Source organism: Chryseobacterium pyrolae (genome assembly GCF_025153485.1).
Lineage (GTDB): Bacteria > Bacteroidota > Bacteroidia > Flavobacteriales > Weeksellaceae > Chryseobacterium > Chryseobacterium antibioticum.
Map to the genome: position 1 here is coordinate 544,060 of NZ_JANZQH010000002.1, position 13,918 is coordinate 557,977.

Here is a 13,918-nt window from a genome sequence, read left to right on the forward strand (position 1 = left end):
TCAGTAAACTTGTGACCCGGCTGGGATTCGAACCCAGGACCCATACATTAAAAGTGTATTGCTCTACCAGCTGAGCTACCGAGTCGGCCACAATTAAAAATGAAATCAATTCATTAGTAATCATTAAATTTTTCTTTGCAGTGCCTGCGACTGGACTCGAACCAGCACATCCTTAGGAAACCACCCCCTCAAGATGGCGTGTCTACCAATTCCACCACGCAGGCTATAAAATTACAAAAATCTAGTAATCTTTTTCGCTTGTGACCCGGCTGGGATTCGAACCCAGGACCCATACATTAAAAGTGTATTGCTCTACCAGCTGAGCTACCGAGTCGGTCACTTTGTCAACGATTTACATTTGAATAATGTCCCTCGTTTTCAGTGGTGCAAAGATATAAGTTTTTTCTTTATCTCAAAACTTTTTTGCAAATTTGTTTAAAAAAAATTCATGGTTATTTCACTCATCGGATACATGGGATCTGGCAAATCTCACATTTCCAAAATATTAAGCGACAAAATAAATTTCAGGCTAATTGACCTCGATAAAGAGATTTCTAGACGAAATAAATTAACCATTCCTGAGATTTTCGAAAAAAAGGGAGAAATTCACTTTAGAAAGCTTGAAAGAGAGGCATTGGAAGAAATACTTGCTTCGGAAGAAAATACGGTTTTAAGCCTGGGAGGAGGCACTCCGGTTTATTATAATAATATGGAAATTATCAACCATAGTTCTAAAAGTATATTTTTAAAAGCCTCGGTAAACACTTTATACGAAAGGATTTCAAAACAGAAAGAAAAAAGGCCGATCATTGCCAATATTTCTGATGAGAATCTTCCTGAGTTTATTGCCAAGCATTTATTTGAAAGAAATGCATTTTACAGCAAAGCACAATTCAGCGTCAATACGGATGCGAGGGAGCCTGAAGACATTGTCCAGGAAATAATAGAAAAGCTCTATCTCTAGAGCTTTTTCATTTTTAATCTTCGTTTTCGGCAACATCTGCTGTTTCTCCAAAGAAATCGTCCCAGTCTGTAAAGTCTGAGGCAATATCGTTCCCTACATATTCATCCATATCTCTTCTGTCTCTTTTGGTAGGTCTGCCTTCTCCTTTAATTCTGTAATAATCCTGTGACATTTTTCGGAGTTTCAACAGTTCATACTGCTCCTTATCTGTCACATCCTGTATATGAAGGGGAACAAGTTTCGCTCCTAATCTGTTTTTGGGGATCTGAATCACTTTTATTTTATAGTCGATCTGATTTTTCCGAATCTTAATAACATCTCCTTCTTTTACCTCCTTAGATGACTTTACGGCAGACGTTCCCAATGAAACTCTGTTCTTTTTAATTTCCTCTGTTGCAATACTTCTCGTCTTATAAAAACGAATGCACCATAAAAATTTATCTATTCTCATAATTTTTTATACTTTTGCCGTTATATTATTTGTAAAGTAATTAAAGTTTTTTGAAATGAAAAAAATATTTTTATATATCCTTGCGGGATCTTTAGGTTTTTCTGCATGTAAGAAAGATGATGAAGTTGAAACTTATAAAGAACCGGAAGACATTGCCGTTCAAAACAGTTATGACGATCAGGCTATTAAGAAATTTATGAACGACAATTATCTGGATGCTCAGGGAAATATAAAAGCTTTCAGCACCACGGATACCAGTGATGATAATGAAAAAAAATTATCAGACCTTCCGTATGAAACGCTTTCTTCAGGAACCATATACATCATGAGGGTAGGAGCACAACCTTCTGCAACTGAAGAGAAAACTATTGGAGATAAAGATATTCTAACTGTAATGATGAGAGCTAATGCTCTTTTAGCGGCTAATACTGATGGAAACGTTTCTTTCGTTTCAACACTGGCAATTACGAATACCATTAATGGTAATGGGCTTCCACTAGTGGATCCAATGTATTATTATGTAAAACAATCTGTATTGGACGCAGCAACTACAGATGCGACCAAACAGAGAAGCTACTACGAAATTGAAGGTTTCCAAGAAGCTATACGGAAATTCAAGGCGTTTAACAATCTTCCAAGTGGAAATCCATACAATCTTCAAGGCGTTATTTTAGTTCCATCAAGAGCTGCTTTCGCAAGAGATCCGCATTTCCCGTATAATACCTCTTATTCTCTAAGAAATTATTCTTTTGTGTTTAATTTCCAGGTGTATGGAAGAGCAGACAGACCTGCAGGACAATAATCTAAACTTATAAAAAAGAAACCGCCTCCATATATGAAGGCGGTTTTTGTTTTTATTTGTTTCTTTAGTATTTTGCTTTCTCCCTTACATTTCCTAAAATATCTGGAAAATAAAGATCTGCCAGATGATCGAACTCATCTCCTCTCATAAACATGGTAGCATCCACTTCTTCGTAAGAGCTTCTTCCTGCCGCTGCAATCAGTTCATTGCATGTATGAAGTGTATTTTTATGGAAATGATATACTCTTTCACTTTTATCGGTAACATCAAGTCCTTTAACAAGCATTTTGTCCTGGGTAGCAACCCCGGTAGGACAATTATTACTGTTGCATCTTAAAGCCTGAATACATCCTAACGAGAACATAAATCCTCTCGCATTATTACACATATCGGCTCCCATGGCTACAGCTCTCAGAATATCCAGGCTTGTCAGTACTTTTCCGCTGGCAATAACTCTTAATTTGCTTCTTACATTATAATTATTAAGCGTTCTGTTCACAAAAATAAGAGCCGGTTCCAAAGGCATCCCTACTCCATCTGAAAATTCCGGCGGTGCTGCTCCGGTCCCTCCTTCTGCTCCATCTATCGTGATGAAATCCGGATAGATCTTCATCACGTTCATCTGAACGCAGATATCCTCAAATTCTTTGGTATCCCCTATACAAAGTTTAAAACCTACAGGCTTACCTCCTGAAAGCTCTCTCAGCTGCTGTACGAACCTCAGCAAACCTGAAGCATCAGAAAATGAACTGTGAGAGGGTGGTGAAATAACAGTCATTCCCGGGGTGACGTGACGGATTTTTGCGATCTCCGGTGTGTTTTTCACACCCGGAAGAACCCCTCCATGTCCTGGTTTTGCGCCCTGAGACAGCTTAATTTCGATCATCTTTACATTGGGAAGGGTAGAGTACTTTTCAAAAAGTTCCGGGTTAAATTTACCTTCTTCGTTACGACATCCGAAATAGCCGGTTCCGATTTGCCAGCAAAGGTCTCCTCCTTCCATGTGATAAGGAGAAATACCTCCCTCTCCTGTATTGTGATAGAAATTTCCTTTTTTTGCGCCTCTGTTTAATGATATCTGGGCTCTGTCGCTTAATGCTCCAAAACTCATTGCCGAAATATTGAATAAAGATGCGTGGTAAGGCTGTGTACATTGTTCTCCTCCTACCCATACTCTGGGAAGTTCTTCTACAGGCGATTTTGCATAAATAGAATGCTTGATCCCTTCATATTTTCTATGATTAACTTCTAACTGTGTTCCAAAAGCGACGGTATCACTTAGGTTTTTGGCACGTCTGTATACTGCGGAACGCTGGTTTCTGGGAAATGGTTTCCCATCTGTCTCTCTTTCGATGAAATACTGCTGCATTTCGGGTGAAATACTTTCGAAAAAGTATCTGAAGTACCCCAATACCGGGAAGTTCCTCAAAATAGCGTGTTTGGACTGGTAAGCATTGTAAACACCCAATGCATAGATGGCGGATAACAGGATGGGTATCCAATAATGCGCTCTGATCAGTAATGCGACGATCCATGTAGCAGTTACTAATACAATTCCCCAAGATAAAAACTTATCTCTCATGAATGTAGTTATTTAAAGTTAAAATAAATTTAGTAGAAATTTTGCAAAGAGACTACGCTTTTGCTAAAAAACTTTCGAATGATGACTGCACAGAAACCGTGCCATCTGACAGGATTTTTTCTAAATTTAGAAATTCAATCTGATTAACGAATGCGGGATCAAAATCTTTCTGGACTCTCACATAGTTCTCCGTGAAGCCATACATTTTGCCGTCTTTATTTTCGTGCTCCCAAAGTACTGGAAGTGTTTTCCCAAGCTGGGTCTGATAAAATGCCATTTTTTTCTTTTCAGAAAGGATTCTCAACATTTTATTACGTTTTTTTCTTTCCGGGATAGGAACAACTCCATCCATATCGGCAGCTTCCGTATTTTCTCTTTCAGAATAGGTAAATACATGAAGATAAGTGATCGGAAGCTCATTCAGGAAGTTATAGGTTTCCATGAACTTTTCTTCTGTTTCACCGGGAAATCCTACGATAACATCTACACCGATAGCTGCATCGGGCATTACCTCGCGGATTTTATTTACTCTGTCATTATAGAGCTTCGTCAGGTAACGGCGCTTCATTTTTTTCAGCAGATCATCGCATCCCGACTGTAGCGGAATGTGAAAATGGGGAACAAAGCTTTTGCTTTTGGAAACGAGATCAATACTTTCGTCTTTCAAAAGATTCGGTTCAATGGAAGAAATACGTATTCTTTCAATGCCTTCTACTTTATCAAGCTCTGAAATTAAATCCAAGAACGTATGTTCATGTCTTTTATTTCCGAATTCACCTTTACCATAATCACCGATATTAACCCCTGTAAGAACAATTTCTTTGATGTCTCTTTCGGCAATTTCTTTGGCATTTCTAAGGACGTTTTCAATGGTGTCTGAACGGGAAATCCCTCTTGCCAATGGAATGGTACAGTAGGTACATTTATAGTCGCATCCGTCCTGTACTTTCAGGAAAGCTCTTGTTCTGTCACCGATTGAATAGCTTCCGATAAAAAAATCGGTTTTTTCAATTTCGCATGAATGAACAATTCCTTCATGGTCTGTTTTTTCCAGGTCATCCAGGTAGCTTAAGATATTGAATTTTTCTTTGGCTCCCAGGACAAGGTCTACCCCATCGATCTGTGAAATTTCTTCAGGTTTCAGCTGTGCGTAACATCCCACAATAACGACTAATCCTTCCGGGTTGGCCTTCATGGCTCTCTTCACGTGGAGCTTACACTCACGGTCAGCGTTTTCAGTGACTGAACAGGTATTGATTACATAGACATCTGCTTTATCATCAAAACTTACTTTATCATAACCTGCATCTGTCAATTGGCGGGCAATAGTAGATGTTTCCGCAAAATTTAATTTGCAGCCAAGTGTATGAAATGCGGCAGTTCCGTGAAAAGTAGACATTTTATTACTCCTGAATTTTCTGGGTGCAAAGATAGTAATTTTAATAAGAATTCTAAATCGATTCAGTCTATTATTTATATTCATCCCTTACTTCAGGACTGTTTTGAAAGCATACCGGCGATGAATTGGAACCTGCATCTTCATTAGGAAACCTCTGTTTCATTTCATTATTAAATTCCTGAGACTTATTTCTTTCAATAGAAAGTGTTTTCCAGTCATCATTCTTCACCATTTTCGCAATATAAACGATCTGTCCTATATGATACGGATAATGGGCCAGCTGACGACATACTGCATCAATAACTGAATGCGCCTCGCCTCTTAAATAAACTGTATGATGTAAATTTTCATCATTAATCTGATCCAATCCTTCGAAAAGACATTTCCAGCCAGTTTCCCAATACTCAATAACTTCCTGTTTTGTTTTAAAGGTGCTCACAAATTCATCGTCACGGTTCCGCCAGGGCTTTTCACCATCTTCCGTTAGAAAATTGGTCCATCTCGACAGCATATTTCCGGCGATGTGTTTCACAAGAATAGCAATTGAGTTACTTTCATCATTATACTGCCAGAAAATCTGTTCATCAGAAAGCTGTCCGAATGATTTGTCACCGAGAGATTTATAGTATCCAAAGCGTTTTATAAAAAGGTCTTTCATGATATTTAAAATAAAAATCAAGTTAGTAATTTTCCAGTATATAAAAGATAAATTGCGATATGCTATCTTCACTAACATTAAAAATAAAACCACTTCTTTCGAAATGGTTTTATCTAAATAGTTTATTATTAAAAAGCTTAATCTCTGTTTTTGACCACAATCCAACCTGAATACTTGATTGGTGTGCTCATTTTATCATTTTCATTCCAGCCTACGGAATACCAATAGTTTCCGGTAGGTACTTTTGCTCCATTTCTGCTTGTTCCATCCCACTTATAGCCAGTAGATTTATCTACCTGGAAGATCATATTTCCGTAACGGTCGAAAATATTCATCACTAAATTTTTCTTATTCGCTAATGCAGAATAATCGATAATATCATTGTAACCGTCACCGTTTGGTGTGATTACATTCACAAGATTAGGAACGACTATGCTGATGTCTATCGGATCACAGTCGTAGGCATCTTTTACAAATATAGTAGCATCCCCTCTTTTGACATTATTAAATACATTGGAATCCTGCCAGACTACATTATCCATAGAATATTTGTAAGCTGGTGTACCTCCTATCACAAATACTGTAACGGTAGTGTTTGAAATTTCGATATTAGAGACAACAGGTTGCTCAGATGGATATACTTTCACATTCTGTACTACGGTACAATCTCCTGTTTTAAGTTTTACCCAATAGGTACCCACGCCTACATTCGTAATGGTCTGGGTCGTTGCTCCGGTACTCCATTCATAACCGTTGAAGCCAGGTCCTGCATCCAGAGTTGTTTTATCTTCTACACAGATCGTTTTATCTTTAAGGATACTGGAATAAACCGGTGGAATTACCACTAAGGTAATTTTAGCGATGTTAAAACAGCCTTGTGCATTGGAAACCCTTACGTAAACCACTCCACTAGGAGCGATATAGGCTGCCGTTGTTAAAATTTCATTGGTCTGATTCGCAGCATCTGTTGCTGAAGGATAATATTTTTTTACGACGCCATTCTGTGAAGTTACGATCGCTCCGGAAAGATTAAAAGAGGCGGTAGACGGACTACTCTCAATAGAACAGGCTCGTAACGTAGTATCATTTACCACCACAACCGGGTGAAATTTCAACATAATCTGCGCTATAGAAGTACACCCAAATGAAGAGGTCACTTTCACATAGATCGTTGCTTCAGCAGAAGTAAACGCTGATGGATTTGTGATTTCATTGATTCCTGCATTAAGATCAGAAAGCGTGTTGTAGTATTTCTTGGTCGCGGTTGGATCTGCAAACACATCTGCAGTTGTCAGATCATATACCGCAGTTCCCGCATTATTGTTGTTGCATTGAGTTAATGTTGCATTTTTCGCAGTGATTTTACCATCCTTAAACTTAAAGGTTCCAATCTGTTTACACTTATTGAGCGGACTGTTTGGATTGGCTGGGTCTGTATACCCTATGCTGTAGTAATACGTGGAAGTAGTATTTACAATTGTAGGAACAGTAATGGCATTATTTCCTGTTAATGCATCATTCTGACTTGTATGATAGCTTACACTAAAATTAGGATTTCCGTTTAGAATTCCTGCAGATAAAGTACTAAAATCAAATACAGCAGGATTAACACATATAATCACTTCTCTGGGATCTGCCGGATTGGCAGCGGGAACCCCCGGAGGATTAAACGGATAAGGCTGTGTAGCAGGATCCGTAAACGGAGACGCTAATGTTGCAGTTCCTCCCCAGGTTAAAGAAAATGGAGCTGTTGTAGTACTGGTACTGCTCACCCAGTTGTCAATAAATAAATAATAAGTTTGACCAGGCAGAACATCCATATACTTGCAATAAGGCGTGAGTGAACCTCCAAGTGCATTGGTAATAGTGCTTGTCATATTCAATCCTGTAGATGGTCCAACACCAATAACTGTTGCCGCATTACAACGAATGGGTGCTCCCAAACTTCCACAGGTAACATTAGGACCAAAAATAGCCCAGTCATAGTCGGCATCTGCATTATTCGGAACCAGATTAAAAGTCAGTGTTCCTCCTGTAGCAATTGTAATTTTGTACCAAATCGAATTGTGCTCGCCGGTCGCATCGATGCAACTTCCTGAATTGACTAATTCACGAATGTCACCGTATCCAGTGGGACTGTAAGTAATATTTGAGTTTCCACAGACTGCAAGGGCTGTTGCACAATCTGCCTGAGCAAAAAAAGTCTGGGATATACCGAAAAAAATAAGAAGTAAAAGTTTTTTCATAGATATATAGTTTTTGGTGAATCTGATTTGATAATCACATGGTATATGTTGATTTACAACACATACATCAAATATACCTATATTTTAATCACAAACAATGGATTTTTAAAAATCTCAAATTATTTTAATTAAAAACGCAAAATAATTACGATATACCTTAACAAATAGCAACTATTTTATGCTTGTAATATTCCCACAGAGGTTTTCAAGATGAAAAATCTTATGAAACGGGCTTTTCACTTCCTGAAGATGCTCTTTATCCTGAATAAACGTATATCTTGAAGCTATGGAATTCATATCAGAAACAATGACCAGCCAACATTCATCTACGGAAGTATCATAATAGGGGAACTTTTCATTTTTCTTATCGATGAGTTCAAGGATCTTTTCGGAACATAGCTCGTCAAAAAGATTCATACTATATTCATGAGTAATAAAAACATTCCTGCGGTGAAAAGATTTCCTCATTCCTTTTACACAACCTACCGCTTTGTTTTTTTTGATGCTTTTATAAATGCTGATGATATTTTCCTCCTGCTCTTCTATATTGTCAAACTTGATATATGGGTGAAATTCTAAAAAATAAACACCACGGTATTTCGCGGTGTCTTCCTGTTCTAATAGTATTTCTGCCTGACGGAACATCTTATTCAAGGTACTTTCTACCTTTTTCATTTCAAGATGATTAATTACCTCGGTTAGCTCTATTCCGATCTTTTTGTCGTTGAGTTTGGCGATAAAGTCCGGACTTTCGCAGGTAAGGTCTTCAAATTTAACATCTGGAAAATGATGCATGAAAGAATTAAGCAGTAGAATCTCAGACTTTTTTCTGTATTTTTCGCGGTCATGAAGCAGAGATTCGTCTATTTTACGGTGATACTTCTCCATCGGCTTTTTTTTCAAATGCCGGTTCATATAGTAGAGGCTTAGATTCTTTATTAAATCTTCATCAGAAAATGTCTTTTTCATGGGTGATTTTTTTATGTGACCAAAGAACACATGCCATAATGGTTCTCACCGTTAGAAGTTTTTGATTTTCAAAAATTTACCTATTAAAGGTAGGTAAAAAAACTATTCATAAGATACTTTTAAATTAATTTATCAAATAATTAATGTAAAGTTTATTTTCATAATCAATACCTTTAGCCCCTTAACTATAAAACTGCGATTTATGGATTTTAAAAATTTTAAAATACCTTACAGCATCAATCCACAATATTCTAAAAAAGCCGCCTATTTTTCGATGGAATTTGCTATCGAACAGGTTTTAAAAATATATTCGGGAGGCTTGGGATTCCTGGCAGGATCTCATATGAGAAGTGCTTACAATTTGAAACAGGATCTTATCGGGATCGGAATTCTTTGGAAATTTGGCTATTATGATCAGGCCAGAAACCATGACCAGACCCTGCAGCCCGTATGGACAAAAAAAATGTACAGCTTTCTTGAAGACACCGGAATAAAATTCCAGATCGAAATCCATAGTGCCCCGGTATGGGTCAAGGTTTGGTACCTAGATCCTGAAATTTTCAATACAGCACCGATGTTTTTCCTTTCAACAGATGTTCCTGAAAACGATCATGTTTCCAAAACCATCTGCCATAAACTCTATGACGCCAACGAATCTACAAAGCTGGCTCAATATATTCTCTTAGGAAAAGGAGGTGCCAAATTACTGGATGAAATGAACGCTGAAAGGGATGTTTACCATCTTAATGAAGCTCACGGACTTCCGGCAGCATTCTACCTTCTGAAAAAATACAACGGAGACCTGAACAGGGTAAAAGAAAAATTGGTTTTCACCACCCATACTCCCGAAGAAGCCGGAAATGAAAAACACAATCTGAAACTATGTTATGATATGTCTTATTTTTCCGGATTCAGTATGCAGGACGTAAAAAGTATTGAAGGATCGGATGACGACCGTTTCAATCATTCTTTATGTGCTTTGAAAATGGCAAGAATGGCCAATGGTGTTTCCCAGCTGCATGGCGTAGTTTCCAGAGCGATGTGGAGCAAATATCCGGGAATATGTGAAATTACTTCTATCACAAATGCTCAGGAATTCAAATACTGGGCAGACAAACCGCTTTACAATGCCAAAGATGAAAATGACGAAACCGTTTTCGATTTCCGCAAAAAACATTTAAAGAAAAGACTTTTCACGATCGTTTCCGATCAGACAGGAAATCTGTTCAATCCCAATATTTTCACCATTGTTTGGGCCAGAAGGTTTGCAGGCTATAAACGTGCAGACTTATTGCTGCATGATAAAGAAAGATTCTACAGATTACTGAACAATCCAAAATACCCGGTACAGATCATATGGTCTGGGAAACCTTATCCCATGGACTATTCTGCAATTTCTACTTTTAACACACTGGTTGAAGAAAGCAAGAATCATAAAAATATGGCAGTTCTTACAGGTTACGAACTTGCTTTAAGTAAGTCGATGAAACAGGGTTCAGATTTATGGCTCAACAATCCAAGGGTACCACGGGAAGCATCGGGAACCTCCGGAATGACGGCAGCAATGAATGGTTCTGTCAATCTTTCTACCGATGACGGATGGATTCCTGAATTTGCTAAACCAGGAGAAAATTCATTTGTAGTTCCAAAAGCAGATTATATGAATATGAGTATCTACGAACAGGATACTTATGACCTGAATAAGCTCTATGAGATCCTAGAAAACGAAATTCTTCCCACCTATTACGATCATCCGGATCAATGGAGAAAGATTCAATATAATGCGATGAATGATGTCCAGGAACACTTCAACAGTGATAGAATGGCAGATGAATACTATAAAGTACTCTATAAATAGATGAGAGACTTCTCTAAAAAAAATTCCGTGAAAGCTTTTCGCGGAATTTTTTTTGGTAACTATTATTTTTTCTTCTTCGGCACTTTTAAGCCTTTTTCTTTGGCTTCGGAAATCCCGATGGCTATCGCTTGCTTTCTGTTGGTCACTTTTTCTCCTGAAGAGGATTTCAGCTTCCCCTCCTTGAATTCGTGCATGACCTTTCCTACTTTGTCCTGAGCTTTTTCTGAATATTTGGTCTTGCTCATGATAAAAAATTTTAAGATTTTGGTAGGGATACCCCTAATTCATACACTTCAGCATGCTTCAAATATTTTGAGCGTTCTCTGGAAGTTACCGATTCAAAATGGTCGTTTTTGATCACAATAATCGGGTCTTCTATATTTTCGATTTCAAAATTGGCAAGATACCTTTCGTCCGGGCTTGTTTTATCATTGTTGGCTTTTATTTTCTGAAGTTCATCAGCATATTTTCTAAATCCGGGATCCGATGAGTGAATAAATTTATATTCATCTCCCGCATACACATAATAATGAAGTTTTTTCTCAATAAGTCCGGCTTCATCCGTGATCTGCGGATTATCATTTCCGTCTTTAAAACTCACTTCTACCAAAGTTCCGCCTTTTTTGCTTGCACATTCTTCAGCATCCTTAAAACTTGAAAATCCAGTATAAACAATCTGATCAGCTAAAACATAGCGATTCAGTTTCTGGTTGTATGCATTCGTTTCCATAATTATTATTTAATTTGATTGTATACTAATACATTCAATTTTTTTGCCAAAACTCGTATTAAAAAAGCTTTTTTATGCATTTAATAAAATTATTATCTTTGAGATCCATTAAAATTAGAAATGAAAAAAATACTTTTAACTCTTACTGTAGCTGTGGCATTCCATAATGTATCTGCACAGGAAATCACTTTAGATAAAATATATTCTGGATATTACCGCGGCAAAGGCATTGCTGGTATAGCATCCATGAAAAACGGAGAGAACTATTTGGTTATAGAACCAACGGGAATTGCCAAGTATTCTTACAAAACTTCACAAAAAGAAGGAAATATTGTAGACGGTAAATTTGAGAGCTATGAATTCTCCGATGATGAGTCAAAAATTCTTCTCCTGACAGAAAGCCAGCCGATCTACAGACATTCTTTCCTTGGGAAATTTGATGTAAAAGATCTGAAATCAGGAAAAACAATCAGTTTAAATAATGGAAAAACACTTCAGGAACCACGATTCTCGCCTGATGCCACCAAAGTAGCATTTATCGCAGAAAATAATTTGTTCTATCAGGATCTGAGCTCAGGAAAAATCACTCAGATTACGAATGACGGTAAGAAAAATGCCATTATCAACGGACTTTCGGATTGGGTATATGAAGAGGAATTCGGGCATGCAAGACAGTTTGAGTGGACAAAAAACTCTGATGCAGTTGTATTTGTAAAATCTGATGAAAGCCAGGTTCCGGAAATTTACATTCCTATCTACGGAAAAAAACTTTACCCTGCGGAAATGCGTTACAAATATCCTAAAGCGGGAGAAAAAAACTCTATCGTTTCTGCCCAATTGTACCGTCTTGATTCCGGAAAAACAATGCCGCTTAATTTAAGCTCATTCAAAAACTATTATATTCCCAATATTATTCAGACCGCAAAACCGGACGAAATTGTTTTGGTTACTTCTGAAAGAATTCAGAATGCTTCTGATATTCTGAAAGTCAATACCAAAACGGGAGCTATTCAGAAATTATTCACAGAAACGGATGATCAATGGATCGATACGGATAGCCCGACTCTTGAATTCCTTGAGGACGACTCTTTCCTTTGGGCTTCTGAAAGAGACGGAAACCGTCATTTATATTGGTACGACAAAGATGGAAAGCTTAAAAAGCAGATTACAAAAGGAAATTGGGAAGTAACTGACTTTTATGGATTTAATCCAAAATCTAAGGAAATTTACGTTCAAACCACTGAAAAAGGAAGCATCAACAAAGTGGTTTCTAAGGTGAATATCGAAAACGGAAAATCTCAGTTGATCTCTAATGCGGAAGGAAACAATTCTGCCAACTTCAGCAAAAACTATAATTATTTCATCGAAACGTCTTCCACTGCTTCAAAACCTTATACGTTTGTATTAAAGGACGGAAACGGTAAAACGGTAAAAGAACTTCAGAATAATAATGATCAGCTTCAGAAATTAAAAGCAGATAACTTTTCAGATAAAGAATTTATTACCATTCCAAACGGTGCAGGCGATCAGATGAATGCATGGATCATAAAACCAAAGAATTTTGACCCCAATAAGAAATACCCGCTGTTTATGTTCCAATACTCCGGACCGGGATCGCAGCAGGTTGCCAATTCTTGGGACACCGGAAATACTTTGTGGTTTAATCATTTGGTTCAGAAAGGTTATATCGTTGCCTGTGTAGATGGTCGTGGAACGGGATACAAAGGTACTAAGTTCAAGAAAGTGACGTATATGAACTTAGGTAAATACGAGATTGAAGATCAGATCACTGCTGCAAAATGGTTCGGAAACCAGTCTTATATCGACAAAACAAGAATCGGAATGTTCGGATGGAGTTTCGGTGGATACATGACCAGTCTTGCAATGACCAAAGGTGCAGACGTTTTCAAAGCAGGAATTGCTGTAGCCCCGGTGACCAACTGGAGATATTATGATTCTGTATACACGGAAAGATTCATGAGAACACCGCAGGAAAACCCTGATGGCTATGATAAAAACTCTCCAACGGAATATGCAAACCTATTAAAAGGTAAATTCCTGTTGATCCACGGAACAGCTGATGACAACGTACATTTCCAGAATTCTATGGAATTCTCTGAAGCATTGATCCAGAATAAAAAACAGTTTGATTTCATGGCTTATCCTGATAAAAACCACGGAATTTATGGTGGGCAGACAAGACCACAACTGTATCAGAAAATGACGGATTTTATTTTGAATAATTTATAATCCTTTTTA

Annotated in this window: 12 protein-coding genes and 3 tRNA genes; 4 read left to right on the forward strand and 11 right to left on the reverse strand. The window is 37.6% G+C overall.

The features are described 5' to 3' along the window. Nucleotides 1–12: 12 nt before the first annotated feature. The 3 genes from NZD88_RS05810 to NZD88_RS05820 form a co-directional block, all read right to left on the reverse strand. Nucleotides 13–85 (reverse strand) — tRNA-Lys (locus NZD88_RS05810). A 56-nt stretch (nucleotides 86–141) separates the two neighbouring features. Continuing rightward, nucleotides 142–224: transfer RNA gene (locus NZD88_RS05815), tRNA-Leu, on the reverse strand. Nucleotides 225–261: 37 nt separating this feature from the next. Then, nucleotides 262–334, reverse strand: a tRNA-Lys gene (locus NZD88_RS05820). Nucleotides 335–448: 114 nt separating this feature from the next. On the opposite strand from NZD88_RS05820, the gene NZD88_RS05825 reads away from it, so the two are divergent. After that, complete coding sequence (locus tag NZD88_RS05825) at nucleotides 449–964, forward strand: shikimate kinase (protein ID WP_259828142.1); 516 nt, start codon at nucleotides 449–451, stop codon at nucleotides 962–964. 13 nt (nucleotides 965–977) lie between these two features. Here NZD88_RS05825 and NZD88_RS05830 read toward each other — a convergent pair whose 3' ends face one another. Next, a complete protein-coding gene (locus NZD88_RS05830; protein WP_259828143.1) occupies nucleotides 978–1,415 on the reverse strand; it encodes an RNA-binding S4 domain-containing protein in 438 nt (145 codons plus the stop codon). Nucleotides 1,416–1,470: 55 nt separating this feature from the next. On the opposite strand from NZD88_RS05830, the gene NZD88_RS05835 reads away from it, so the two are divergent. After that, nucleotides 1,471–2,217, forward strand: coding sequence for a hypothetical protein (locus tag NZD88_RS05835; protein ID WP_259828144.1), 747 nt, complete (start codon nucleotides 1,471–1,473; stop codon nucleotides 2,215–2,217). Between the two features lie 64 nt (nucleotides 2,218–2,281). Here the strand turns inward: NZD88_RS05835 and NZD88_RS05840 are convergent, their stop codons facing one another. The 5 genes from NZD88_RS05840 to NZD88_RS05860 form a co-directional block, all read right to left on the reverse strand. After that, nucleotides 2,282–3,799, reverse strand: coding sequence for an FMN-binding glutamate synthase family protein (locus NZD88_RS05840; RefSeq protein WP_259828146.1), 1,518 nt, complete (start codon nucleotides 3,797–3,799; stop codon nucleotides 2,282–2,284). Nucleotides 3,800–3,851: 52 nt separating this feature from the next. Next, on the reverse strand, nucleotides 3,852–5,198 hold the full coding sequence (gene mtaB / locus NZD88_RS05845; RefSeq protein ID WP_259828147.1) for a tRNA (N(6)-L-threonylcarbamoyladenosine(37)-C(2))-methylthiotransferase MtaB: 1,347 nt from the start codon (nucleotides 5,196–5,198) through the stop codon (nucleotides 3,852–3,854). Between the two features lie 70 nt (nucleotides 5,199–5,268). Then, nucleotides 5,269–5,856 (reverse strand): DUF1572 family protein, encoded by a 588-nt coding sequence (locus NZD88_RS05850; RefSeq protein ID WP_259828149.1) that lies wholly within the window; start codon nucleotides 5,854–5,856, stop codon nucleotides 5,269–5,271. A gap of 137 nt (nucleotides 5,857–5,993) precedes the next feature. Continuing rightward, nucleotides 5,994–8,102: a T9SS type B sorting domain-containing protein gene (locus NZD88_RS05855; protein WP_259828150.1), complete on the reverse strand. Its 2,109-nt coding sequence runs from the start codon at nucleotides 8,100–8,102 to the stop codon at nucleotides 5,994–5,996. A 171-nt stretch (nucleotides 8,103–8,273) separates the two neighbouring features. Beyond that, complete coding sequence (locus NZD88_RS05860; RefSeq protein ID WP_169236098.1) at nucleotides 8,274–9,071, reverse strand: hypothetical protein; 798 nt, start codon at nucleotides 9,069–9,071, stop codon at nucleotides 8,274–8,276. A 202-nt stretch (nucleotides 9,072–9,273) separates the two neighbouring features. Between NZD88_RS05860 and glgP the strand changes: the two genes are divergently transcribed. Next, nucleotides 9,274–10,929, forward strand: coding sequence for an alpha-glucan family phosphorylase (gene glgP / locus NZD88_RS05865; protein WP_259828151.1), 1,656 nt, complete (start codon nucleotides 9,274–9,276; stop codon nucleotides 10,927–10,929). Nucleotides 10,930–10,991: 62 nt separating this feature from the next. Here the strand turns inward: glgP and NZD88_RS05870 are convergent, their stop codons facing one another. Together NZD88_RS05870 and NZD88_RS05875 are read right to left on the reverse strand one after the other, a co-directional pair. After that, complete coding sequence (locus NZD88_RS05870; RefSeq protein WP_259828152.1) at nucleotides 10,992–11,174, reverse strand: DUF6496 domain-containing protein; 183 nt, start codon at nucleotides 11,172–11,174, stop codon at nucleotides 10,992–10,994. Nucleotides 11,175–11,185: 11 nt separating this feature from the next. Then, a complete protein-coding gene (locus NZD88_RS05875) occupies nucleotides 11,186–11,659 on the reverse strand; it encodes a hypothetical protein (RefSeq protein WP_259828153.1) in 474 nt (157 codons plus the stop codon). A 120-nt stretch (nucleotides 11,660–11,779) separates the two neighbouring features. On the opposite strand from NZD88_RS05875, the gene NZD88_RS05880 reads away from it, so the two are divergent. Next, entirely contained in the window at nucleotides 11,780–13,909 is a 2,130-nt protein-coding gene (locus NZD88_RS05880) for a S9 family peptidase (protein ID WP_259828154.1), read from the forward strand. Nucleotides 13,910–13,918 lie beyond the last annotated feature (9 nt).